At 60.7% G+C, this 23,103-nt stretch carries 19 protein-coding genes; 7 read left to right on the top strand and 12 right to left on the bottom strand.

The features are described 5' to 3' along the window. The first annotated feature begins 56 nt into the window (after window positions 1-56). Entirely contained in the window at window positions 57-1,580 is a 1,524-nt protein-coding gene (locus EOE48_RS11510) for a UvrD-helicase domain-containing protein (RefSeq protein WP_127729035.1), read from the top strand. A 344-nt stretch (window positions 1,581-1,924) separates the two neighbouring features. On the opposite strand, the gene EOE48_RS11505 is transcribed toward EOE48_RS11510, so the two are convergent. From EOE48_RS11505 to EOE48_RS11495, 3 genes are read right to left on the bottom strand one after another with little or no spacing between them, the layout of a single operon-like run. After that, window positions 1,925-2,173 (bottom strand): AbrB/MazE/SpoVT family DNA-binding domain-containing protein, encoded by a 249-nt coding sequence (locus tag EOE48_RS11505; protein WP_127729033.1) that lies wholly within the window; start codon window positions 2,171-2,173, stop codon window positions 1,925-1,927. A gap of 16 nt (window positions 2,174-2,189) precedes the next feature. Next, on the bottom strand, window positions 2,190-2,576 hold the full coding sequence (locus tag EOE48_RS11500) for a type II toxin-antitoxin system VapC family toxin (RefSeq protein ID WP_127729031.1): 387 nt from the start codon (window positions 2,574-2,576) through the stop codon (window positions 2,190-2,192). Then, window positions 2,573-2,854 carry an AbrB/MazE/SpoVT family DNA-binding domain-containing protein gene (locus tag EOE48_RS11495; protein WP_127729029.1) on the bottom strand — a complete coding sequence of 94 codons (282 nt, stop codon included), beginning with the start codon at window positions 2,852-2,854 and terminating at the stop codon, window positions 2,573-2,575. Before EOE48_RS11495 ends, EOE48_RS11500 begins: the two co-directional genes overlap by 4 nt. A 255-nt stretch (window positions 2,855-3,109) precedes the next feature. On the opposite strand from EOE48_RS11495, the gene EOE48_RS11490 reads away from it, so the two are divergent. Continuing rightward, on the top strand, window positions 3,110-4,171 hold the full coding sequence (locus tag EOE48_RS11490) for a tyrosine-type recombinase/integrase (RefSeq protein WP_127729027.1): 1,062 nt from the start codon (window positions 3,110-3,112) through the stop codon (window positions 4,169-4,171). Window positions 4,172-4,255: 84 nt separating this feature from the next. On the opposite strand, the gene EOE48_RS11485 is transcribed toward EOE48_RS11490, so the two are convergent. Then, window positions 4,256-4,672 (bottom strand): hypothetical protein, encoded by a 417-nt coding sequence (locus EOE48_RS11485; RefSeq protein ID WP_127729025.1) that lies wholly within the window; start codon window positions 4,670-4,672, stop codon window positions 4,256-4,258. A 192-nt stretch (window positions 4,673-4,864) separates the two neighbouring features. Further along, entirely contained in the window at window positions 4,865-6,715 is a 1,851-nt protein-coding gene (locus EOE48_RS11480; protein ID WP_210249562.1) for an ATP-binding protein, read from the bottom strand. Window positions 6,716-6,949: 234 nt separating this feature from the next. Between EOE48_RS11480 and EOE48_RS11475 the strand changes: the two genes are divergently transcribed. The 3 genes from EOE48_RS11475 (at window position 6,950) to EOE48_RS11465 (ending at window position 11,504) form a co-directional block, all read left to right on the top strand. Continuing rightward, entirely contained in the window at window positions 6,950-9,382 is a 2,433-nt protein-coding gene (locus tag EOE48_RS11475; protein ID WP_127729023.1) for a DEAD/DEAH box helicase, read from the top strand. Continuing rightward, window positions 9,379-10,671 carry a hypothetical protein gene (locus EOE48_RS11470; protein WP_127729021.1) on the top strand — a complete coding sequence of 431 codons (1,293 nt, stop codon included), beginning with the start codon at window positions 9,379-9,381 and terminating at the stop codon, window positions 10,669-10,671. Before EOE48_RS11475 ends, EOE48_RS11470 begins: the two co-directional genes overlap by 4 nt. A gap of 74 nt (window positions 10,672-10,745) precedes the next feature. Then, complete coding sequence (locus EOE48_RS11465) at window positions 10,746-11,504, top strand: restriction endonuclease (protein WP_127729019.1); 759 nt, start codon at window positions 10,746-10,748, stop codon at window positions 11,502-11,504. 26 nt (window positions 11,505-11,530) lie between these two features. Here EOE48_RS11465 and EOE48_RS11460 read toward each other — a convergent pair whose 3' ends face one another. From EOE48_RS11460 to dndB, 5 genes are read right to left on the bottom strand one after another with little or no spacing between them, the layout of a single operon-like run. Then, window positions 11,531-12,997 carry a DNA phosphorothioation-associated putative methyltransferase gene (locus EOE48_RS11460; RefSeq protein ID WP_127729017.1) on the bottom strand — a complete coding sequence of 489 codons (1,467 nt, stop codon included), beginning with the start codon at window positions 12,995-12,997 and terminating at the stop codon, window positions 11,531-11,533. Window positions 12,998-13,008: 11 nt separating this feature from the next. Further along, window positions 13,009-13,389, bottom strand: coding sequence for a DNA sulfur modification protein DndE (gene dndE / locus EOE48_RS11455; protein WP_127729015.1), 381 nt, complete (start codon window positions 13,387-13,389; stop codon window positions 13,009-13,011). Next, window positions 13,379-15,379 (bottom strand): DNA sulfur modification protein DndD, encoded by a 2,001-nt coding sequence (gene dndD, locus EOE48_RS11450; RefSeq protein WP_127729013.1) that lies wholly within the window; start codon window positions 15,377-15,379, stop codon window positions 13,379-13,381. The genes dndE and dndD overlap by 11 nt, the downstream gene beginning before the upstream one ends. Beyond that, complete coding sequence (gene dndC, locus EOE48_RS11445; protein ID WP_127729010.1) at window positions 15,376-16,947, bottom strand: DNA phosphorothioation system sulfurtransferase DndC; 1,572 nt, start codon at window positions 16,945-16,947, stop codon at window positions 15,376-15,378. Before dndC ends, dndD begins: the two co-directional genes overlap by 4 nt. Next, window positions 16,934-18,043: a DNA sulfur modification protein DndB gene (dndB, locus tag EOE48_RS11440; RefSeq protein WP_127729008.1), complete on the bottom strand. Its 1,110-nt coding sequence runs from the start codon at window positions 18,041-18,043 to the stop codon at window positions 16,934-16,936. Before dndB ends, dndC begins: the two co-directional genes overlap by 14 nt. Before the next feature lie 108 nt (window positions 18,044-18,151). Between dndB and EOE48_RS11435 the strand changes: the two genes are divergently transcribed. Together EOE48_RS11435 and EOE48_RS11430 are read left to right on the top strand one after the other, a co-directional pair. Beyond that, window positions 18,152-19,300 carry an aminotransferase class V-fold PLP-dependent enzyme gene (locus EOE48_RS11435; RefSeq protein ID WP_127729006.1) on the top strand — a complete coding sequence of 383 codons (1,149 nt, stop codon included), beginning with the start codon at window positions 18,152-18,154 and terminating at the stop codon, window positions 19,298-19,300. A gap of 234 nt (window positions 19,301-19,534) precedes the next feature. Continuing rightward, the gene (locus EOE48_RS11430) at window positions 19,535-19,882 is read left to right on the top strand and encodes a DUF2958 domain-containing protein (protein WP_127729004.1); all 348 of its coding nucleotides are present in this window, start codon (window positions 19,535-19,537) and stop codon (window positions 19,880-19,882) included. Window positions 19,883-20,197: 315 nt separating this feature from the next. Here the strand turns inward: EOE48_RS11430 and EOE48_RS11425 are convergent, their stop codons facing one another. After that, on the bottom strand, window positions 20,198-20,935 hold the full coding sequence (locus EOE48_RS11425; protein ID WP_127729002.1) for a PIN-like domain-containing protein: 738 nt from the start codon (window positions 20,933-20,935) through the stop codon (window positions 20,198-20,200). Window positions 20,936-21,008: 73 nt separating this feature from the next. Continuing rightward, complete coding sequence (locus tag EOE48_RS11420; protein ID WP_187371389.1) at window positions 21,009-22,631, bottom strand: DUF262 domain-containing protein; 1,623 nt, start codon at window positions 22,629-22,631, stop codon at window positions 21,009-21,011. Window positions 22,632-23,103: the final 472 nt, after the last annotated feature.

The raw sequence follows: 23,103 nt of genomic DNA, 5'->3' as shown, positions 1-23,103 counted from the left end.
CGCTCTTAGCCGCGTCCGTTTCCCGACCCCATCAGGCTTCCGAAAGGCCGAGCTGATTGGGTTTTGACCCTAGCTTTCCGAAGCGTCTGGATGTTGATGACTTTTTGACCCGCACGCGCCTCGCCGCCCCGCGGCCTTGGCAGGCGGAGATCGCCGCATTCGGAGCGGCCGACTTCGAGTCGAAGATCATCGGCGGCTTTCGTCTGCCGTTCGCGGCTTTGGCGCCTGCTACGGCGACAGAGTTCGCGATCGAACGCTGGTGGGGCGAGTTCCTGAGGCGGCCAGGGCGCCCCTTCCTCACCTTCGTCATGCTCAATCGACTGGCGGAGCTGTTGCTAAGGGCCCGGCCGCAGATTGGACGCGCCTTGCACGCGACCTATCCCTTTGTCTTCGTCGACGAGTTTCAGGACACGACCCACGCTCAGTATGACTTCCTGCTCTCCGCTTTTGGGGGTCCGCGTATCACTATCACCGCCGTTGGCGATGACAAACAGCGCATCATGGTCTGGGCCGGTGCGCGGATCGATGCGTTCGAGCGATTTGAGCGAGAACTGGCTGCCGAACGCGTGCCGCTCCTTTTCAATTTCCGATCCTCTCCTGACCTTGTCCGGATTCAGCACGTTGTAGCGCAGGCGCTCGATGCCGGTGCGATCAAAACGGTGGCGCAGTCGGTTCGCCAAGTTGACGGCGACGTGGCTCAGGTCTGGACCTGCCCAACAACTGCCGGTGAAGCCCAGCATCTGGCGCAATGGCTGGTTCAAGACATGGCGGCGCGCGGAACGCGACCGCACAACTATGCGATCCTCGTGCGCCAGACGGCGGATCGATTCGAAGCGCAACTCGAACCGGCCTTAGCCGCTGCCGATCTTCGGCTCCGCAATGAGAGCCGCGCTCTGGGCCGAACGACATTACAAGATCTGTTAGTCGATCGGTACGCCGAGATCGCGCTGGCCCTGCTGCGCCTGGGCGCTGTCCGACGCGATCCAGCCGCTTGGCAGATTGCTTCGGAAGCTGTGCTGCGCCTGCGGGACACCGATCCTGACGACGAGCAGAGCTGTCTTCGCGCGGAGGAGGCCCTGACCGCCTTTCTGCAGTCGCTACGCGCGACCGTGAAGGCGACGCCGCCATCGGCTGCCTCGGCGGCAGCGCTTGCCGACCAAGTGCTGGCCTTTGTCGACGCCCGCGCGCTCGCCCGATCCTTTCCAGAATACGCTATGGGAGATGCGCTCGCCATCGCGATCGAGGCATTCGGCCTGCACTTCGTCGCCAGCGCCAATGGCGCCGCGGACTGGACAACCTGCCTTGAACGCTTCGCTGGGGTCGATCAGGTGCCCCTGATGACCGTGCATAAGAGCAAGGGATTGGAGTACGACACCATCATCTTCGTCGGGCTCGACGATGCAATGTGGTGGAGTCATAGCAGGGGCAATCCTGAGGGCATCGCCACGTTCTTCGTGGCGCTCTCACGCGCCAAGCAGCGAGCGATCTTCACGTTCTGTCGTGAGCGAGGCCAGCGGACGCGTGTCGCCGACCTGTACGCCCTGCTAACGGCAGCGGGAGTGCCGGAGGTAGCCTGTTGATCTCCCGCGACAACGCGCTCGCATTCGGCATCGCGGAGGTGCTGAAGAAGCGCTGGACTCATGAGACCCTGGCGGGAGCGGCCAACGACGCTGGGTTCAGCCCCGGCGAGGCGGTCTCTAAACGGGATCGCGTGTTTATATTAATAATTTATACATAGCTGACAACTTCTAGTTCCATAACTAATCTTATGCGACTCGCATGTTAAGGCGCAAAATTTGAATATCCTACTTGATTCAAGCAGGAATGGCACGCTCCCAATTTAGCGAAACTCGGGAGGTCGCCATCAGATTGGTCCTGATGAGCGAAAGACGCCATCACACGCCTTGAACCACCAGTCCTGCGCTTAATCCCTCGCGGCCTCAGTGCGTCGTTCCGCGATTAGCTCGTCCACGACACTGACGCCCTCGGGAACGAACCCCCTGGCGAGCGCCTGGATCTCCGCGATCACCGCGTCGCGCGAGCGAACCCGGAGCATTCCCTCAACCACATCGAGAACGACAGTATCGCCGTCCTGAAGCCCAAGCTCACGCAGCAGGTCGGCGGGAACGACCATCCTGCCACCCTCATGGATTGTGGCGGAATGCGAGGCCATGGCGGTACCCTCCCGGTCAGCGGATCACTTCGACCGACAAGCCCGGGATCTCCAAGCTCGCCCAGGCGCGATCGGTCGTCATCACCGACACGCCGAGCTTGATCGCCAACGCCATGCAGGTCCGGTCACCCAACCCACTCCCGTGGTGGCGCGTGGCCTCGGTCAGGAAGGCGGCGGCAAAGGCCGCGTCGCGATCGTGAGCGTGCAGGTCGAGGCGCAGTTCCTGCACCATCTCCTCGATCACAGGGCGCGTCAGGCCACGCAGGAGCAGCGCCTTCACCAGCTCCTGGAGGTTGACGGTCGACATGGCGGCTTGGCCAACCCGACCAGCCACCGCGTCAGCCCCAGGCTCACCGCGCAGAAGGGCGACCACCGCCGAGGTGTCGAAGACGACACTGCTCATACCTTGGTATCCTGACCGTCCTTGGTATCCTGACCGTCGGCGTCGTCGGCGCGGCGCTCTTCAAGGAAGGCGGCTGAATCCGCATCCTGCGTGGCATGCTCGCGGTAGAGCGCTTGCAGCTTCGAGACTACATTCTTGATCGGCGCGAGCCGCACGTCAGTGCCATCGACGGTGACGATGATGCGTGTCTCGCCCGTGATGCCCATGGCATCGCGGACAGCCTGTGGCAGAAGCATGCGGCCATTGGCTGCTAGCTTCACATCGGTAACGAGGGTCATGGGATGTCGATGCGACTCCGTTGCGCGACGGGTAGCGTATCACGTGTCTCGAATAATGTCATTTCCGTTCAAGTGACATTCGATGTCACCGGTACGACTAGTTTCGGTGACGGTCATGCCCGCTTGGCGGCTGCGCGCAACCCCCGCGAGCAAACGAAATGACACGCCATTTCGGGCTGTTAGATTACGACCGATAATAGCGACTATCGCAGGAAATTTGTGGATCGTTAGGGTTTGAAGGGCTAAGCTCTCGCCATGGAGCTTGACGCCACCAATTCCGCTTCCGAGCCGATCGGCGACGCGTCCGCTCCGCCGGTCCCGTTCACCGGCGCGCTGCCGCCCGATCTCGATCTGTTGATCGAGCGGCTGGAAGAGCACGCTCGCGCCGCGCGCGGCGCGTTCGCCGATAACACGGTCCGCGCGCTCGCTGCCGACAGCCGGATCTTCGCCGCCTGGTGCCGGGAGGCGGGGAGGGCGATGCTGCCAGCGTCGCCTGAGACGGTCGCGGCCTTCATCGACGCGCAGGGCGAGGTGAAAGCGCGCGCCACGGTCGAGCGCTACCGTTCCTCGATCGCTGCGCTGCACCGTGCCGCCGGTCTGCCGAATCCCTGCGCCGACGAGATCGTGCGGCTGGCGGTGAAGCGGATGAACCGGGCCAAGGGCCGGCGCCAGAAGCAGGCCGAGCCGCTAAACCGCACCAGCATCGAGCGCATGCTCGAGGTGAAGACGCCCTGCCGGCTGCACCGGCGCGTGACGGAGGCCAAACGCGAGACGCCGCTGATCGCGCTGCGCAACGCCGCCTTGGTCGCGGTCGCCTACGATACGCTGCTGCGCCGCTCCGAACTCGTCTCTTTATATATAGGGGATCTGCACAAGGGCGCGGACGGCTCCGGTACCGTGCTGGTGCGGCGCTCGAAGGCCGACCAGGAAGGGGAGGGGGCGATCAAGTACCTCGCCCCCGACACCATGGCGTACATCGCGGCGTGGATCGGTGCCGCGCAACTGAAGAGCGGGCCGCTGTTCCGACCGTTGAGCAAGGGCGGCGGGGTCGGCGCGGCCGCGCTCGGGGCGGGAGAGGTGGCGCGGGTGTTCCGCGATCTCGCCACCGCCGCCGGGCTCAAGCTCGCGCAGCTGCCCTCCGGGCACTCGACCCGGGTCGGGGCGACGCAGGACATGTTCGCCGCTGGCTTCGAGCTGCTCGAGGTGATGCAGGCTGGGTCTTGGAAGACCCCCGCCATGCCGGCCCGCTACGGCGAGCGCCTGCGCGCGCAGCGTGGAGCTGCTCGGAAGCTGGCGACGCTGCAGAACCGTGCATAACCTTACAGTGATGTAACTTTCTGTAGCAGCGCTATAATAAGAACGCCGCCCGGAGAGGGGCGGCGTCCACATGATTGGGCTGAACTACCGCACGAACTTCTGGCGCCCGCGCGTCAGATGGCTCTTCACAGTGCCGAGGGGAAGGCTTTCATCCTTGGCCAGGGCGGGCAGCTTCTCACCCAGCGCGAAGCAGACCAAGATATGCGCCTCGATCGGCTTGAGCCGCGCCAAGCGCATCCGCAGTTCCGAACGGGCCTCGATCTCACTGCGCGGATCCACGACCGCGAGCGGCTGCGGGAGCGCCCGGAGCAGGCGGCGGCGGATGCGGAGCTTGCGCGCCTCGTTTTCCAAGGCCGTGTCGACGCCGCCGAGGCGCGGCGTGTTGCGGCCCAACATGGCCAGCTCCCGATTGAGTGCACCGTCGATTTTCTCGTCTTCGGTGATGCCGCGTGCGCCTCTACTGAAGCCTTGCAGGCGCGCGTAAGAGTTCCAGATGCTCATACCCGTCTCCCAGGTGCCCGGCGCGCTGCACCGGACTGATGGAGTAAGAGGCATGCCAGGAGACGAACCGACGGCTCGAACGCTGTGTCGAACCGGCGGCTGGATCATCGCCCAGCGCAGCCCTTACATGAGCTTAGGTACGCGAGCGAAGCAAATGGTTTCAGCTTCGCCCCGATCCTCGCTACAACCGCCTCAGCCGAATTCCAGTTGCTTCTTTAAGGTTTCCGACCAGTCGCGCTGTAGATCACGAAATAGGTCCTCGACCTTGTTACGGTCGGATCCTCGCATGAGGCGTGTCTGAGCGGCAGCCAGACTGAGCAACATGAGCTGGAGGGCGACGAGCAATTCGCCATCCTGTATCGGTTCCGATCCGTTATCGGCGGCGTCCCTATCCTCGCCCTCAAGCTCGGCCAGCGGCTGATACAAGCGGGTGTAGAACGGATGGGCAGTATTGATTGTCAAAACGATCCGACCACACCGATAATCTAATGCGTAGAATGGCCAATGATCGTCATGCTTGGTTGTGACAATATAGCGAGAAGCTTTGATGCGTTCATAGGCCTGATCTTCTGTTTCTCCGAAACGTTTCAAGAGAACTGCCATCGCCCTGAGTTCGCGATCGAGTTCCGCTTCTTCTTCTTCAGTCAGCGCGAAACTGTCATCTCGGAAAGCGTCTGCGTTCCTTGCGCGTCGCTCTGCTTCTGCCAATTTACCGGTGCTGCGGCTCCGGCGGCCATCGGCCATCACTTTCTTGTTGTGATTCCGAACAGATCGAATTGCTTCTGCAATTTCATGATGGATCAGTTCCAGGGCGTACTGCTTGGGACGCACGCCCTGCTTGGTCATCGCCACGCCGAGCGCTTCGTCGAGTCTTCCGTCGAAGTCAATCTGAACCCGCATCCAGTGTGTTTCGGCGTGTCGAGGCATGCCGATTTCTGGCACAGGTCTGATGTCGACCTCTCGTTCATTTCGCACGAAAGAAACTTGATGGGGATCAAAGACACGTAGATCGTTGTTATGCACCTTTGGCGGCAGCGGCTGCCAATCCTCAATCGGCAGCGCATAGAGACGTACCGAGGCGGGTGCGGTGATCTTCGAGTCCGCCTCCACCGGGATCGGTATCGTCCAGTGCTGGATGAGACGGCTTCTCGTCGATTTCAAGTTGGGAATCTTGGTATGCCGCGCCTTGGGCATCCAATATGTTGGGTCGAACGCTTCCACCAATCTATTGTTGACGAAGAGGCGCAGGCCTTTTGCCAATTGTCTCCGATACACCCGGGCCATGTCCCGCGTAGCGTGGTCGCAAAGGGTCTGGACGAGCTTGAAGCTTAACCGGTCACACCGAGGTATGTAGACAATGGTGCCCGACGACCCTAAGCGCTCAACGAGATCTTCCTCGTCCTCGGCAATGAGGTGCTGTTTGTCGCGCTTCGGATACGTCATGTATTCGGTCAGTGCCGCGACGATCTCGGGAGGGAGCTCTGTCTCGAAGTGGGGATCCGGCACTTCGATAATGCTCGAGCGGCTGTTCCCAATCTCCACAGTGTCGAGCTCAGTGGCGTAGATCGCGCCTGGTTCTTGCCACGTATAAACTTCGAACGCGGGTCCCATGCTCAGGGCGGCCGTCTTCATGCCGACACCATACCGCCCGATCCCCTTTCGACGGTCGTAGACCATCGAGCCGCCAAAGGACATCGCTACGCGCAGGACATCACGGTCCATTCCATCGCCATTGTCCCATACAATTACATCGGTCTGACTGTTGCTCTTCAGTCCGTTCTGGCGGAAGTAGACGCGGATTTCCTTCGCGCCCCATTGGACAGCATTGTCGACGTGCTCGCAAACGGCAGTGATTGTATTGGTATAGCCAACGTCCCTTAAAGATTTGACGAATGTTTGGCCAAGGAACATCGGAACCGTGCCGATCTCCTCCTTCATGATGCGCCGAACAACGCTGCGCCCGCCTTCGGGTGCATTCTGTCCCCAGTCCAGTGTGTCCGCCGTAACCGGTTCTTGACCTGCGTTCTCTGAGGTTCGGGGCATCGCGATCTCCTCATGTCGTGGCGATCGCTGTGACCGCCGGGATGATAGGTGTCCCGTTACCTATTCAGGTACGTCCCGAGCCTGCTTGGTTGCAGTCCTGGGCCCAAATTTACGGACAACGCAGCTTCTCGATCATGCCTGAGCGGCACATCAGACGCAATCCGTTTTTTCGGAATTGACAGAATGATATTCCAAAAATATGGAATGGACATCTGACGAGGGAGTGGAAGCGGCGTGGCCAGACTCAGCGTCCAAAGCGAAGCCGTCAGAGGGCTGGCGAGAAACGTACTCGTCCCCCTCTTTCTTGCAGAAGGCAGTACCGCTGGTGTCTGCAAGGTGCTCAACGACGCTCTGCAGGAGCTTGGCGAGGCTCGGGTGATCCATCCGAACCGCGTGCACACCTTGCTGTCGGAGGATGTTGGCCGCGGGATCAACGAGACCACTCTGTCGCTGATTGAGCGAGCAGCTACCCTTCTTCAGGAAGGGCGCCTTCCTCCGCCGGACCTAACTCTCGAACGCCTTCGCCGCCTGCGTGCCAAGGCGCCGGGCGCCGATGCCCCGAACGAACATACCGTCGCAGATGTCTCGCGGCACCTTGGGATCCCCGCTGCGATCGCCAAGCAGGCGATCGAGCTCGATCAAGACGTCGTAGGTCTCCCGGTCGCCGATACAGCGGATACGCAGGCTGGGCCGCGCCCTGGGCAGCCCGACTGGACATACCAGGACACTGCAGTCGCGCGTTGTCTCGACGCCTTTCGCCGCCGCCCCACAGGTCGTATCGCGCTGATACTGCCAACCGGCGCCGGCAAGACCCGCACGGCGCTCCGCGTCATCTTGGAGGTGCTCGCGCGTTCTGCGTCCACCAAGGCACGCGTTCTATGGATCACGCATCGCAAAGCATTAAAAAGCCAGGCCTTTCGCGAACTTCGCAAGCTGCTTGCGCAAGCCGACAACCATCTGCCGGACGACGCTTCAATTCTGGCCAATCGCGTCAGCTTCATCATGGTCGGCGATGTTGCCCGCGCTTTGACCGAGCTTCCCGAAATACCGGCTCTAGTGGTTGTCGACGAGGCGCATCACGCTGCGGCAGTTTCCTACCGCCCCATCTTCGACACGCCTCAACCCTTCCCGGTCCTGCTGCTCACCGCTACGCCAAACCGGACGGACCGGTTGCCGATCGGTATCGACGAGATCGCGTTCACGATCACCTATCGCGAGCTTGCAGAGCGCGGTGCTATTGTCGTACCCGAGTTCATCCCGCTGGATGTTCCGGACTTTAACTGGTCTCCATCTTGTGTGAAGGACCTCGTTGATTACGTAATTGACGAGACGTCGCACCGCTTCACCAAGGTTCTTGTGCTCGCGCCCCGCGTCGATCGCGTGGAGGAGTTCTATGATGCATTGGTGGATCGACTCACAAAGGAGGCGGGTCATCCCCTCGAACCGGACGACGTCGGCTTTATTCATGGAACAGGGAATTCGCTAGGCCTCGACAACGACGATTTTCTGGCACGCTTTGCCGAGAAGCCGCGCGCGGTCTTGGTATCGGCCCAGATGCTGCTCGAGGGCTTCGATGATCCCGCGATCGACACGGTTGTCATCACCTACCAGACCGAGAGTGTGATCAAGCTGATGCAGGCGGCTGGCCGGTGTGTCCGTCACGCGCCAGGCAAGTGGTCTGCGTATGTCGTCCAGGCTCACAACCCCGATCTCGCCTACCGCTTCGATCAGCGCTGGCTGTATCAAGAGATTGACGACCTGCTGCGGCCTGACCTCATTGACCTCGATTACGAAGATGCCGTGAGCCTGCAGGCTGGGATCGTTCGCCTGCTCGACGAGCACCGTGTCCAGCCGGCTGCACGCGAGGCTCTGTTAGGGCAGGTGGCGCGCATCAAGCCAGGCGCCACTTGTAGGCTCCTTATCTACGGCCTGCCGTACTACGGCGCGCCCGAGCGGTTCGCCGCAGATGCACGCTGGGGTGTGTTCCTCGAAACGGATGCAAACTCGGCCGCCTTCCGCGGCGTCTTCAATGAATTTTGCGCCCTCGGTGCCCATCTGTCCGATCCGACCGAGTTCCTGACCGATGTCGGTGCCCGCTACGGCATCCGCCGCGATCTGTCCCATGGCAGCATGTGGCGACAGCTCGCTGAGGTGCTGACGGCATGTTACTTCGCCCGGGAGGAGTTGCGCGGTGTCGACGTGGCGACGCAGCGCAACCGCTTGCGCTCACGTCACGGTCCAACGACGTGGCTACGCTATGCGTCATTCACCCAGCGCATCATGATGCCCGCCGAGCTCAGCGTGTTTCTCAGTGATTGCTACAATCGCTCGGCGCTCGCTGATGCCTACCTCGCCGACCCATTTGGGGTCGCTGCCGCCATCAAGGTTCCGCTTCCATTGGGGGCTTGCGAAGGCCTCTTGCTCGACCCGGACCGGGCCCATGGTCTCGATTTCTGGCTGAGAGATACGCGCCAAGTGCTTCGCCTAGGACCGCCCGAGGATCAGTTTGCCACGCTCGCAAGCCGCCTAGCCCGCGCCGACTTACCAGCTCTGCCGATGCGCTTCCTGGCTCGTGTCGATCGTCTACTCGGCGATGCCGACCGCTCGATCCATTGGCTCTCTCTTCCGCGTCAAACCAATCTCGCTTCGCAAGGAGATCCCCGATGACCACGACATTCACCGATCTGGGCGCACCGGTCTCAGTCGCCTTCGAAAGCATCTACCTGGATCCGAACAACCCACGCATCGCGCCCGAGCCAGCTCCCGGCTACGGCGATCCCGAACAAATCTTCGGAGACGATCTTCAAGCTGACCTCGCGGAAAAGGTTTACGATATCTACAAGGCTGCGGACCTAGAAGGCTCTGTCATCCGACAAGGTTGGACGCCAGTCGACCCTATCGTCGTTTGGGAACACCCTGATCAGAAGGGCGCCTATATCGTCGTCGAGGGCAATACGCGGATCTCGGTTCTTCGCCGCGTACGTGCGCGGCGCGAGAAAGAAAAGCTGAAGCTCGACCGAATGAAGAAGGGGGGCAAGTATCCCGACGAGGAAATCTCTGAACAGAGAAATCTTCTCGGCCAGATCGATGCTCTGATTGCGTCGACAGCCAAGCTCGGCGTCTATCCCGTTATGGCGGCCTCAGTCGACGAACTCAAGGCTGCGCTGCCACGTCTGCTTGGCGTCCGCCACATTCTGCCGGCCCGCCATTGGACGCCTTACGCGACGAATCTATACATCGTTTCTTTGTACAAGACCGCTTTCAAAGCCAAGCATGGCGCCAGTGCCAAACTGGCGCTGGAGGACGATGTGCTCGATACTGTCACCGAGCAACTGCCATTGAAGCGGGATGAGATCCGAAAGAGCATTCAAGCTGCTTCGGCGTTCGGCCACTTCAAGCGCATGTACGAGGAGAAAGTTGAAGAGGCGGGAAATACGTTCAACGATGGCGATCAGTACTTCTTCGATAACATTCTTGCAAGCAAGCACGCTCGCGATCAGTTTGGATTTGGCCCGAAAGAACTAAACATTTCCGACGAAGGCGAAGCGGCGCTCTTTGCCTGGGCGTTTGCCAAGAAGCGGCAGGCTGGGGGGGATGATTATGACTCGCCCAACGAGAATGTCTTTCAGAAAGCCGAAGATATTCGCGTTTGGCAGAGCCTCGCACGCTACGACAAGCAGAACGGCACCAAATTCGCAGACCGTCTGGACGTGAGCAACCCCGAAGATGCGATTCCCTTGTGGCAGATTCGGCGTCAGAAAGATGATCACAAGGAGAAGAAGACCCCCGTCCGCACCTTGGAATCGCTGCTAAGCGCCCTGAAGGAGTTGAAAGCCGATTCCCTTCTAGCGCAGTCCGCTATCCTCGAGCCGATGCTCGATGAGATCGCGCAACAGGTCAGCGGTTACCTCGACATGATGAAGGGCGCCTCCTCTCATACGGCAGCGGCCGAGTGAGAACCAGCACAAACGCCGTTCGGAGCGGCTCGCCGGAACGCTCAAGGACGATCGTCGAGGCGATCCGCTCCGTCATGCTCGACAAAGGACGGCCAATGGCGCCGGCCGAAGCCTACGGCGCGATCGTCGCCGCAGACCTCTACACGTTTAACACCGACGATCCGGTCTCGGTCGTGCGGGCGCAGATTCGTCGCCGATGCCTTGGCCTCGATTTCCCGTCCGCGCTAGCGACCAAGTGCTTCCGCGCGACCAATGATGGCCGCTACACTCTGATCGACCACGCTCGTGTCGTCCCCGACCAAGAAGCGCCAGAGCGGGACGACGTGCGATCCACCTTGGCGCAGATGCTCGCGCTTCAGCACGAGCACGAAAGGGAGGTGCGCACGCGGGTCCTCGAAGCCCTCAAGAACCTCGAGCCGAGCGCCTTCGAGCGTTTTGCCGGTCGTCTCCTCACAGCCTATGGCTTTGAACAGGTGGTGGTCACGCGCCCAATGCGAGATGGTGGGATCGATGGACATGGCCAGCTCCGGATCGGCCTCACCACCGTTAGCGTCGCTTTCCAGTGCAAGCGTTATCGGGACAAGCCTATCGGGCCAGATGCTGTGGAATCGTTCCGTGGTCGGACGTCCGGACGTCACGAGCAGGGGTATTATTTCACGACGTCGCGCTTCACACGCGAGGCCATCGACGCACAACGTCGTCCTGGAGCCGTTCCGATCGTGCTCTTCGACGGCGAGCGCATCGTCGACATCATGTTCGAAAAAGCCTTCGGTGTAGGCTTCCGCAATCTCAGGATCCCCGAACTCAACATCGATCTGGTCCTCGAGGAGTGAGCGACGGGATCGGTTCATCCGGTCTTTCACGTCGCAGGTTTGGCGTCCGGCGCCGCGCGCCGTAGTATCCGGTGCCCGCGCAGTACCAGGCCGCGAGCATCCAGTGCCGCCGCCCAGCCGTCACGCGTACCGATCGTGCTCGGCTCGTCGAACAGACCGAGACGCTCCTCCTGGCGCGTCAGCCGCTCGAATTTGGGTCGCGACGGATGCGATGTTTCGACGAACAGTTCCTTCCGATGAAGGATCGGGGGATTGGAGTTTGACGCGAACGAACGCTGGCGAACCCGAAATGTCTGCAGGTGAGCGGAGACGGAGGCCTGTAACGCCGGGTGGGGGTCGCTCTCGAACGTCGGGTAGGTCAGATAGCTCACCTTCGGTTCGTGACGTCCGAGCTTCACGATCGTTGCCTCTGGAACGGCTCCGATATAGTGCCGAGCGCAACCCTCGTAGAGCCGAAGCGGCAGGGGTAACCGAGCGATCGCATCGACGTGGACGTAGAGCGCGGTCGGCATCAGCTTTCCCACCCTGGCCTCGCGGCACGCCGCGTCCCTGCGATCTGCATCGCCGAGCGCGAACAGCATCGTGTCAGCCGCCTTCGTCGCCGCCCCGTATGTTCCGAAGAATACCTTGACGTCGATCTGCAAAGAGCGCGGTAGCTCTCCGTAGGCGGACCGCCGATCGAGGCGCGCGAGTGCAAGGTAGACGAGGAGATCTTCCGACCGTGCAAGGCGAGCTGCAGTGAGGTCGGGATCGGACAGACCTAAGGCGGCAAGCAGTCGTCCGGCTCTTCGCACACTGCCGAGTGTCGCCGCGACTTCCCGAGCGAGCTCGACCTCGTCCTCGCCGGGCAGTCGCCCGTGCTCGAGGACGAAGCCCGCAAGTGCCTCGAGCATCGGTCGATGGTGCTCGATCTTGCACAGGCCAGCAATCGGTCCCCGATCTGGGCTCCGCCGGTAGCGCGACGCCACGAACGCCTCCCGCTCGCGTCGATCGCGGAACACGTAGAACACCCCGGGCGCAGCCGCGACACTCAGCTCGCCGAGAGTCGTATCGATCCAAGTTCGAAGTTCTTGCTGCTCATAGAACTTTTGGAACGTGCCCAAGCGAGTCAGGTAACCATCCTCGAGCGTGCGCCCAGCCGTTGGCGCCTCGGCCACAAGCCGCGCGGACACGATCAGGACGCGTTGCGCGAGCGCCCAGGCCTCCAGGAGCGTGTCGCGTCTCTCCTCCACGCGCTCGATCACGTTGATCACGTACCCGAGATTGACCAAGTCGGACGGCCTGCGCGCGCCGTCCGGGCGGTGCGCCGGATCCCAACCGACACAATCGACTCCGACTGCCGTTAAGGCGCGCACGTCCCCACCACGGCCGCAGCCATAGTCGAGCACCGTCCCGTGCACGAGGCCGTCTTCCAGCGCGAGTCGTATCGGGCGCGAAAGGTCGATGCGGGACAATGCCGTCCTATGTCTGGCGACGGCCGTTCTCGCCTCCATGGTAGGGTTGCTCAGGCGGCGGTTGCTTGCGCCACGAACGGCGCGATGCCGCGCAGCCCCTTGTCATTTGCTAGATAGGCGATACCGCGGTGCAGGTGGAGGCGAAATTGGGTCGCTACCACTTCCTCCTCCATCCCAAGTCCGTCCGCCAGGCAGCGTTCCTTGAGAAGCGCGAGATAGAGGTCGGCATACTTGCCGCCGAACACGCGCCAACTCATCTCCACGTTGCTGTCCGCGGGGATCCTTGCGGGCGGAGGCACGCTGGGCTCGGCCAGTGACCGGCACAAGGCCCACCGACACAGCACGTTCCAGTGCTCGATACCCGTATGACGCTTCAAACGGATCAACTGCTCGCGCGCCTGAGCTGAGAGGCGAATATGTTCAACCGGCATGGGCCAGCATCTCCCCCCCGCCGAAATAGCCTGGTTCGATGACCGTTCGCTGCTCAGCCTCATCGAACCGCAGACGATATTCGCGCCCGATTGAGGGACGGAGCGCGGCAAGGTGACGCCCCGTGATTTCTTCATCTGTCGACAACAGGATGACTTGATGGCTTGCGTTCGGGAAGTACCGACGCACGAGATGATCCCGATGCTGGGCGTCGAGGCGGCCCAGCGGCGTATCGATGACCGTCGGGAGCGGGCGCCCGGCGGCCCGCGCCAGCCCCCAGAGGAGCGCGATCGCGAGGAGCTGGCGCTCGCCAGCCGACAAGCGTTCCCCACTGACCGGGTGGCCAGCTACGTCCCTAAGGGAAATGGCAAACGTCTGAGGGTCGATCTGCAGGTCGGTGACGAGGCCCTCTTTACGGATCAGTTGGCGGAAACTGTCGAGCACCAACGCCTGGATCCGGCCGGTATGTCGCGCGACCACAGCGTCACGGAAGCGGTCGAGCGTGCCGCGGACGCGCTCGGAATGGCGAAGCATCCGGACGGTATCTTCCTGATCGAACCGAGCACGGGCCTCATCCCCGAGCAGGCGCTCCTCGCGCTGTCGCAAACCAACGAGCTGCTGTTCGATGGCTGCGATCTCCGCGGTTCGCCGGTTCTGCTCTTCTTCTGCGGCCAGGACCGCTAACTTGGCCTCCGCGCGGGCGGCCACTAGGCCGGCGATCGCGTCGGGACTGGGGATGGCGGTGATCTCGTCGCGAAGTTCCTGCACCTTGGCGCGCGCGTCGGACTCGGTCGCCAGAGCCGCCTGTAGAGACGGCTCCAACTCGGCGAGCTCGGTTGCCTGGAGTGCCGAGAGGAGGGTCCGCGCCTGCGCGTCCAGATCAAGAATACGCGGCGCCTGAGCTGCACCCGCCCGATCGACAAGCCGGGCCTTCAGCGTTGTTTGAAGGTCACGTTGGACGCTTGCGTCTAAGCCCTGCACGATCGGAAGCGCGAGCAACGCCGCATGCTCCGTCCGTAACGCCTCGAGCGTGTCTTGCGAGCGCCGAGCCTGCTCCTCGCCCGCGTCGCGCTCCGCGACAGAGGCAAGCAGTCCTGGAATGAGCATGAGAGGTGCGGCTCCAGAGGCAAGGTCGCGCAAAGCCCGGCGCGCTGCATCGAGCTGGCGCTCGGCCACGGCAAGGCCAGCCTCCTTGGCCGATCGCACTTCCAGGAGACCGCCGCCTTCGCGCCTAAATTGTTGCTCCAGTTCCGCGGCGTTGCGCTGGAGCCGATCGAGGGTGTTGGCGCTGGAGCCGCGCTCCTGGACGAGAGCCGCGTGCGTTACCTCCAGTCTCTCGATCTCCGCGCGCATCGCCTCCAACCCGGAGCGCTGCTCGTTTGGGCGTTGCTCGACGCGATGGCGACGCTCCAGGGCCGTCAGATCCGATGTCAGACGCTCGACGATATCGAGACCGAGCAGGTTGTGAATGGCGGTCGCGATCAGTGTTTGTGCACCCTGGAGGTCGGCATAGGCCTCCACCTTCTCGCCGTCGAAAAGAAACAAATGCGCGATGCGAGCTGGAATGAACTCCTCAACCTGGGCGCCCCAGTGCTCGGTCGCGAGCCGGTCGAACCGGCCATTCCGGACCACCTCGAAGCGCTCACGGATGTCACCGCCCCGCGAGGTGGTCCACGACCGGTGAAGCCGGTAGCTTTGCTCCTCGCCGACCGCCGTGTGGCGGAAAGCGATCTCGATTGCGGCCCCGGAGGCTTGCCCGCCGCGATGCACGCTGCGCCGCAGGAACTCGGGATAGGCCAGCCCACCTCGGTTCGAGAGCTGGGCGAGCGGCCCGTAGAAGCCGAGCTGCATGGCGTCGAGGAGCGTCGTCTTCCCGCCACCATTCAAGCCGCCGAACAGGATGACCGGCCTGCGGTCGAGCGGTGTCAGAGCCACACTCTGCCGTCCGCCATAGACGCCGAAATCGTGCAGCGTGAGTTCGTCGAGGATCATGCCGCACCCGCCAGCGGATCGCCCGGCTCCTCGCCTTCCTGCTCGAGACGTGCGAGGAGGGGAACACTCTCCAGATCCTTGCGCGAGCGATCGAACTCGGCCCTGCGCCGGAGCGCCAGGTCCTCAGCCTCGTTCGCGTCGTCGTAGGACCCACGGCGCAGCGCCTGTTCGAGCGCCTTGAAAAGGCCCGCACGCCGGGCCATCGAACGGTGCTGGCGCTCGACATCGAGGAGTTCGCGCGTCAGCTCGAAATGCAAGGTATCGTCGTCACAAAGGTCACGAAGAAGCTGGATCTCTTCAGGGCCGAACGGTGACGTATCGTCGAGCCGTCCGTCAGGATACGCCTCGCCCGTGACTTCGGTGTAGATGCGCGGGAGATTGTCCTCGATCTCGTGCTTCTCAACCACCCACAACCTGCGAATTTCCCGGAGTTCGCGGATCGTGATGAGTTCGAGCGAACGCATCGCGTCCGGGCCGCGCTCGCGCGCTTGGCGTTGCGCATCCAGCACCATTCGCAACCAACGCTCGCGCGCGGTCTGAGTGTAGGGCCCGTGTACGATCCGATCGTTGTGCAGCATGATCGAACCGTTCATCCGGCGAAAGTCTCGCAGATGCCGATCATCACGCTTGCCGGTCTCGTCGTTCCGAACGTCGAGCTCGTTACGAAGATTGAGCAGTGGCGTCATCCACTCCTTCTCTGCGTCGTTCTGGATCATGGCCTGCATGGACTTGTCTTTCTCGACGAGTGTGCAGACCCAGCAACCAAACCGACTATCCCCGCATGACGGGGTGGACGCGTCAATGACGAGCGGGCATTCGCCGTCCGCAGAAGCGCCTTGATACATTGTGAGTAGATCTTTGTTGTCAAATCCCCAAGGATTTTTGACTTGCATCAAGAATAGCCAGACGTCATCGCTCGTCCAATCCTCGACGGGTGTATAGACATATGAGTTGGGTAACTTGCCGTTCGGGCTGAGCCGCTCTCGGACTCGACGTCCTTCGAACCGCTCCATGGAACGCGCCCGCGCTTGGCTTTCCGCCTTACGTGTACCGAGTACGACGATAGCCTCGCCGTTGGCCTTGACCAAGTTCGAGATGAACTGATTGGATGGATTGATCTTGAGGCGTTCGGTGCACCAACGAAACTTCGGACGTGGTGCTGGATAGCCGCGACCAATCAGATTGACCCAGAAGGTGTCTGTCAGATCAGGCTTGAGTTGATGAGCCTCGATAGGAAGACGGGCCGCCACGGCGGCCTCGCCGAGGCGCTCGAGCGAGCGCCTGACCCATACCGCCACCACAGGGTTTTCGACCAGCGTGTCGGTGCTAATGACATAGACCGGTTTCGTGCGTGCGGCTTCAGGGAGCCGGCTAAGCGCCAGCCAAACCAGCTGAAGCGTCGCAGTCGAGTCTTTGCCGCCGCTGTACCCGACGACCCACGGAATGGTGTCAGCCTGATAGAGGTCCGCGATCTCGGTGAGCCTACGCTCGATCGTTCCCTTGAACCCGAGCGCCTTGAAACCGGACGGGCGAGCGTCTTGATCGGATTGAGGGTCAAGCTGCAGCATCTGCGCCCCGCGCGTGCGCGTCCTCGAGACGCTGCTCTTCCGACCCGAGCGGCAACCCGAGCCTTAACTTGATCGCGTTGCCCGTCAGGATCACGTTCTGGAACGATTTTGAGACCCGCCCGCCGATTGTGGTGCGTCCTTCCCAGGCTGGATTGGTCCGGCGCCAATCGATTTGTCGAAGACCCCCCAGTCGGTCGGTCCAGTCGTCCCCTGTCCGCGCCTTCGTACCAGGCAACAACCCATTGCCTACGCGTCCGAGTGCGTGCAGAACGACGCCGTGGGTGTGGATGAAGGTCTCACGGACCTCGCCCGACGTGAGGCTGCCGTCACGAACGGCAGCCCATTCTGGGAACTGGTCTGCGACCGCGCTCCAGAAAGCTGCCGCGTAACCCGCCCTGCTGTCGGGATCTCCCTCCGGTAAGCCTGTGAGGAGTGTTGCGGTCGCCGTATAAATTGCGCTCAGCGTGAATAAACGGCGGGATCGCGCGGAGAGAGTCGACCGCTCCATCTCAACGAGACCTCGGAATGATGGAAGCCGCGATATGACGAGCTTTGCCAATTGCGCTTGATCGTCCCGGTGATCGTAGAGAACACTCAATGACCGCGCTGGACGAACCGCATACCGGTTCAGATCGGCGAACATCTGCTGACAGCGTTCAAGTCCCTTGTCGTGAAACAAGACCACTGCGATGCTCTCATTCGCAAGCTCCGGAGCATCGCGCAATGCCGACTCGATCGCCGCACGTCGATGCTGACCATCATTAATAATAAAGCGTGCGTTCATCGGGATGTGCAGCAATCCAACCAATCCTTGTTCGCCCAGGTTCTCGGCTGCCGCGAAGCGAATATCGGCGTCAACGGAAGCGGTGATCGCCGAGAAGACGTAGCTGTCTTTGTTTTCTACGATGTAGCGAGCGATTTCCGGCAGCCGCCCTCGGTTTAACTGGCGTTGAGCGCGAAGCTCGGGCACCAACTCTTCCTCATTGAATAGGAAAATCTTCGGCAAAAGCCGAAGTGGGCACATCGAGACGTAATATTCTCGACCGGCTTGCAGCCCTCGGATCGCCGGGAACACGTATTCGAATGGGGCATCCATTGCGTTGTGGGTCCCGTCGCGCCCAGGGGTAGATGCAAACAGCCCGTTGAGTTAGAAACGTACACCGCCGGCCGTCAAGCCAAAGTTTGCTTTTCACACAAACACACAATGCCGATCCCCCGCCCGACCTATCTCGATTGCGCCGCAACGACCGCCGTAGACACTCGTGTCGCGGACCTTGTGCTCCGCCTCTTCACCGAGGAGTTCGGCAACGCGGGCAGCCGCACGCACGTGTTTGGGCTCGAAGCTCACCGTGCCGTGGGCGAGGCGCGCGAACGCATCGCGAAAGCCCTAGCTTGCTCGACAGACGAGGTCGTCTTCACGAGCGGCGCAACCGAGAGCGACAATCTCGCCATCCTCGGGCTGTCCGCCTGGGGCATCGAGACAGGTCGCCGGCATGTCGTGACCACGGCGATCGAGCACAAGGCTGTCTTGGAGCCTCTCGCATACCTTGCAAGCCAAGGCTTCGAGGTCACCCACGTTCAACCGGATCGTCAGGGGTATGTCACGGCCTCGGACGTGCTCGCGGCCGTCCGCCCCGATACGATGCTCGTTTCCGTCATGCACGCGAACAACGAGACGGGTGCGCTCCAGCCGATCACCGCGATCGCCGACGGGTTATCGGATGGTGGGCCCTTCCTTCACGTCGATGCCGCTCAGACCTTCGGGCGCAAAACCCTTGATCTGCATCACCGCCGGATCGACCTCGTCAGTCTCAGCGCCCACAAGGTATTCGGCCCGAAGGGCGTGGGAGCTCTGATTGCTCGTCGGCGCGGAGGATCTCGCCCTCGCCTGAGACCGCTTCAGTTCGGCGGTGGACAGGAGCGGGGATTGCGGCCTGGCACGCAGCCGGTACCACTTATCGCCGGCTTCGGTCTCGCGGCGGAGCTCGCCGAACGCGAGTGTCAGAACCGCGCAGCTATCTGCCAACGGATTAGGAACGAGGCGCTTGCAGCCCTAGCAACGCTTCAGCCCATCATTCACGGTGATGAGCGGCGAGGCGTCCTACCGAACATCCTCAGCGTTGCCTTGCCAGGGCTGGATTCCGAAGCGGTCATGGTGGCGTTGAAGGGCGTTGCGGCGATATCGAATGGATCCGCTTGTACCTCGTCGAGCTATGAGCCCAGTCATGTCCTTGCCGCTATGGAACTGCCCGACGACGTGATCGCAGGTACGGTGAGGATGTCGTGGTCTCACCATACGCCACCCGTCGATTGGCCGGGTATCACCCGTATTCTGGACGATCTCCGGCTCTGATCCCGCCGCCGATCCTCCCCAGGGGGCAAAGAACGGCACCGCGCATCGTTCTGTCAGGCGATCCGAGCGCGATCCGCGCGCCACCCCTGCCTTGGGCGTTTTCCGGTTTGGCAGACGCCGCCGCAGCGTCAACCCCGGCCCGCACCGGACCGGGTTGGGGTTGACCCTCGCGGCTTACGGCGTCCGCCCGCCGTCAAATCGCCCCGATCCGGGGTGACGACGACGGAGGCGACGGTGGTCGACCTGCTCACCGACGAACAACGCGCCTTGCTTCTTGCCAATGGGCGTATCACTGCGGAAGGACAGGATCATGATCCATTTCCTGTGGTGAAGCTCTTCACGCCTGACGCCGGCGCCACGTGGCTCCTGACTGAGATAAATCCAGACGAGCCCGACATTGCTTTCGGTCTGTGCGATCTCGGCTCTGGACATCCCGAGATCGGACACGTTCGCTTGTCCGATCTTGCTGGGATGCGTGGCCCGTTGAAACAACCGGTCGAACTGGACCCGCACTTTCGCCCGGATAGACCTCTGTCACGTTACTACGAACTCGCTTTGGCGCGCGGGTACGTGCAGACGTGACAAGATCGGCGCGCCGTGTGAGCGGCGCGCCGATACCGCGGGAAATCAGCGTGTGATGCCGCGGTGACTTGAAAAATCAAGAAACGGCGCACCCAGATCTGCCGACCGCGTCAGCCTGCGGCGCGCTCAGGAGCAGGCAAGGCTTGCCCACCGTGCGCTGGTCGTACAGGCGCGCACGGCCGATCATGCTCCAGTAGTGTACTCACCTCCTGCCCGTCCGGCGCACGAGGATTACCACCGAGACGGGTATGATGAGACAGCGGCCGCGCTGTGGGGAAGCCAGGCTTTGTGCGCAGCCCTGCTCTAGGTTTGCTATTAAGCGGCGCTCGCGATCACGTCTGCAAGATTCTTAAGAGACCATACTTCAAAAGGCACGCCTGCGACCGCATTAACTTCTGAACATAGAATCGGATGGGCAACACCTTTTCTGGACCAATCCTTCTTGCTGTCTTCCGTAACCAGTACGGCACGCGAGAATATTCGTCCGGCAGACCGGGCTTGCTGTAGCCCGAGCAGAAAATCCGCCCAAATATAGAAATCTCCGTCTCCAGTATCCTGAAATCCTGGAGGAGTCCTGGTTTGTTTTCTATGTGCCGCGAGTTCGACGAAACATAAGCGAGTTACATAAGGTACCATCGCTGTTCTCTGCAGCATCCCGAGAAAGCTCTGAGTTTTTCTCACTGTACCTTCATCGTAAGTGTAGGCGAAATCTCCACTAAAATCATCGAGCAGTTCTTCGAATCGACGCTGAAACTCTCCAAAAGACGGATCGAGTTTTGAAACTTGTGATTGAAGTTGTTGAAAAGTTTTTTTGATAGAGGAAGCGACCGAGTCAACAGCTTGAAGCTGATTGTTCCAGAATTCTTGAATAGCTTGTCCAGGTAAAATCAGCGGAGCCGGATGAGCGGAGCCTAGATAATCGACGATGTCGGCGCTTTGTGGATGTAGGCTAAGACGAAGGAATACGTTTGCATCAAGAGCAATTGCCGTCTCTTGGAGAGTGACCCCGTTTGGCTGGGGATGAACGGCATGTATCAAATGGGCGAGAGCCAAGAAGGGCTCTCGCCTATCTAGGACGGTGAGCAACCGGTGCTCGTGAGCCCGCTGTTCGGCCACAGCCTGGGGTTCAGCACCAAATGTCACCTGCGACCTCCGCCATTTCCGCGCCAATTTGTTCAACAGAAGAGGCGTCCCACTCCACCACATGCCCGATCCTTGTACTCCATTCACCACTGACCGCGTTCGGTAGCATCAAATTTTTGAAGCCCGACCATGAATTTGCTTGCTTGGGACGTCGGTCAAGATTGAGCAGGATTGTGTTACCGATCGTTGATGCCCAGTATAAGCCTTCCTCGTCGTTCATAGCTTTCCACTCGCCCGCTTGCCGCGGCCAAATGTAGTGAAGTGTTCCGCTTATCATAGGCGTAGTTGTTTTTTGGATGACTGAACTGCGGATAAATGAAATCGTATTCTTATTGAACGACTTTCTTCTAAATTGACTTATGAAATCATCGCGCGTAGGGACGAGATCTCTAAAATCCTGCGCGGCCAAACTCCAATTGCGATCCAGGTGCACTCGTCTTGCAGCTTCACTGAACCTGCGCTCGATGCTGCTTGCTCCAAGACTGCCTACCACGATGCGCTGAACAACGATCTTGAGAAAGTGCTCGAGTCCTGCCTGACTTTCGGGTGTCTCAAGAATCGCCAACATCAAGGGACGAATCGCTGTTACTCCAAGCTTGTTGAACGCCGAAAAGTAACCCAGTGTATCAGCATCAGCTGGGCCGGCCCGTGTTGGGTCTGCCATCTGAAGGTAAAGTGATAGCCGCCCCTCCAATATTGACATGATCTCGTCCGGCTTCGGAGGTCGCCTATCGGTAGATTCGACTCGATCCGTGCGTTCTGCGAGGAAAGCGAACAAGTCCTTTGGCAATATATAGCCACACTCCACGTTGATAGTATGTCTTATATATTGCACGAACGTATTGGAGCCTTCCGGCGAAAAATTCTTCGAGATTTTCTGCCATTTGCTATAACGATCCTGCCGTTTCGCAGGTTGAGTTTGGCTCAAGATATAGTTCTTAAGCAAGTCAGCAGTTGTTAATTCCTTGCCACGTGTATTTATGACCTCAAAAACCTGATATGCTGAAGACGGTGTCGGATGAACAAATACCGCGAAATAGAGTTTATTAGTTAGGAATTCGGTCCATCGGCCAAGCCTCTTGAACGGATCGGCCTTCAAATCTTCTCGTATCTTGTCACGAAGAAAATTGAATGACCGCACGATCCTAGATGAAACGGAATCGTCCGGGAGGGAAGCGTCGGAAGCAAGACCGTGCTCCAAGATCGCCTGAAAGGTATCGTTGTCGGCTTTGTCTGTGAGCGTGACCCGCGGATCCATCTGATCGGAATCGTAATCGATCGCGCGCAGGAAGTCTGCCTGGATACGATCAGCAAGCGCTTTCCGACCTCGGGCTACCGCCTCATGATAAATGGCAGTGGCCAGCAAGCTAAGCGTAATAAGGCGCTGTTGGCCGTCAACGACGTGTTTCCGCTTGTCCTCTTCCGTTAGAATGATAAGCCCGAGAAAATAAGAGTCGGAATTTAAATTATTTCGTAGATCATTCCAGAAATCTGCGACTTCCTCGTCGCCCCAAGAGTATTCTCTTTGGAATTGAGGAACTTCAAAGGTCGCGTTTGAGATAAGAGCTCCCGCGCTGCTGGCGGAAGCATTTAGCGGTGTTGACACAGATTTCCTCCTCCTCAGTGCTGCCACTGAGGGTACGTCCTTCATTCTGCTGGCAACCTTAGCGTTATGACACCGCTGCGTCTATAGATGGCCTGCTGACCCGCTCATAGCCCTAACCAACCGGACGTGATCGTTGCCACCATGTGCGCAGCTGTCTAGCAAGACCGCATTGCCTGGTCTTTCGCCAAAGCCGCGAGCCGGTAAGACGGCGACGCGCTCGCACAGGTAGCCGGTAAAGGGGAGCGAGACGGTGCCGGTGGGGCAGATGCGGTCTGTAGGCCGGCGCCTCGAGGCTGCGGGCGATGTACAGGCTGCGGATGCGGTGCGCGTTCACCATGTTTCGGCAAGCCCATGTCCGGGCATCAGCACCTCGGATTCAGCCGCGCCGAGCCTCCCCGCTCCCGGACTGGTCTCCCGCAATAGCGCCTGCAAGAGGGCGTTGCGGCGATGGCGGTGCCGGAGCACGAGGTTG

Origin of the sequence: Methylobacterium oryzihabitans (assembly GCF_004004555.2) — a bacterium.
GTDB classification, from domain to species: domain Bacteria; phylum Pseudomonadota; class Alphaproteobacteria; order Rhizobiales; family Beijerinckiaceae; genus Methylobacterium; species Methylobacterium oryzihabitans.
Note: the sequence above shows the minus strand (reverse complement) of the source record. Positions and strands in the feature narration are given on the sequence as shown.

What these genes read in the sequence shown, in the direction of transcription:
- EOE48_RS11505 (WP_127729033.1), bottom strand. Translation starts at nt 2,173, where the DNA reads ATGGCCTCGCATTCCGCCACAATCCATGAGGGTGGCAGGATGGTCGTT.
- EOE48_RS11500 (WP_127729031.1), bottom strand. Translation starts at nt 2,576, where the DNA reads ATGAGCAGTGTCGTCTTCGACACCTCGGCGGTGGTCGCCCTTCTGCGC.
- EOE48_RS11495 (WP_127729029.1), bottom strand. Translation starts at nt 2,854, where the DNA reads ATGACCCTCGTTACCGATGTGAAGCTAGCAGCCAATGGCCGCATGCTT.
- EOE48_RS11490 (WP_127729027.1), top strand. Translation starts at nt 3,110, where the DNA reads ATGGAGCTTGACGCCACCAATTCCGCTTCCGAGCCGATCGGCGACGCG.
- EOE48_RS11485 (WP_127729025.1), bottom strand. Translation starts at nt 4,672, where the DNA reads ATGAGCATCTGGAACTCTTACGCGCGCCTGCAAGGCTTCAGTAGAGGC.
- EOE48_RS11480 (WP_210249562.1), bottom strand. Translation starts at nt 6,715, where the DNA reads ATGCCCCGAACCTCAGAGAACGCAGGTCAAGAACCGGTTACGGCGGAC.
- EOE48_RS11470 (WP_127729021.1), top strand. Translation starts at nt 9,379, where the DNA reads ATGACCACGACATTCACCGATCTGGGCGCACCGGTCTCAGTCGCCTTC.
- EOE48_RS11465 (WP_127729019.1), top strand. Translation starts at nt 10,746, where the DNA reads ATGCTCGACAAAGGACGGCCAATGGCGCCGGCCGAAGCCTACGGCGCG.
- EOE48_RS11460 (WP_127729017.1), bottom strand. Translation starts at nt 12,997, where the DNA reads ATGGAGGCGAGAACGGCCGTCGCCAGACATAGGACGGCATTGTCCCGC.
- dndE (WP_127729015.1), bottom strand. Translation starts at nt 13,389, where the DNA reads ATGCCGGTTGAACATATTCGCCTCTCAGCTCAGGCGCGCGAGCAGTTG.
- dndD (WP_127729013.1), bottom strand. Translation starts at nt 15,379, where the DNA reads ATGATCCTCGACGAACTCACGCTGCACGATTTCGGCGTCTATGGCGGA.
- dndC (WP_127729010.1), bottom strand. Translation starts at nt 16,947, where the DNA reads ATGCTGCAGCTTGACCCTCAATCCGATCAAGACGCTCGCCCGTCCGGT.
- dndB (WP_127729008.1), bottom strand. Translation starts at nt 18,043, where the DNA reads ATGGATGCCCCATTCGAATACGTGTTCCCGGCGATCCGAGGGCTGCAA.
- EOE48_RS11435 (WP_127729006.1), top strand. Translation starts at nt 18,152, where the DNA reads ATGCCGATCCCCCGCCCGACCTATCTCGATTGCGCCGCAACGACCGCC.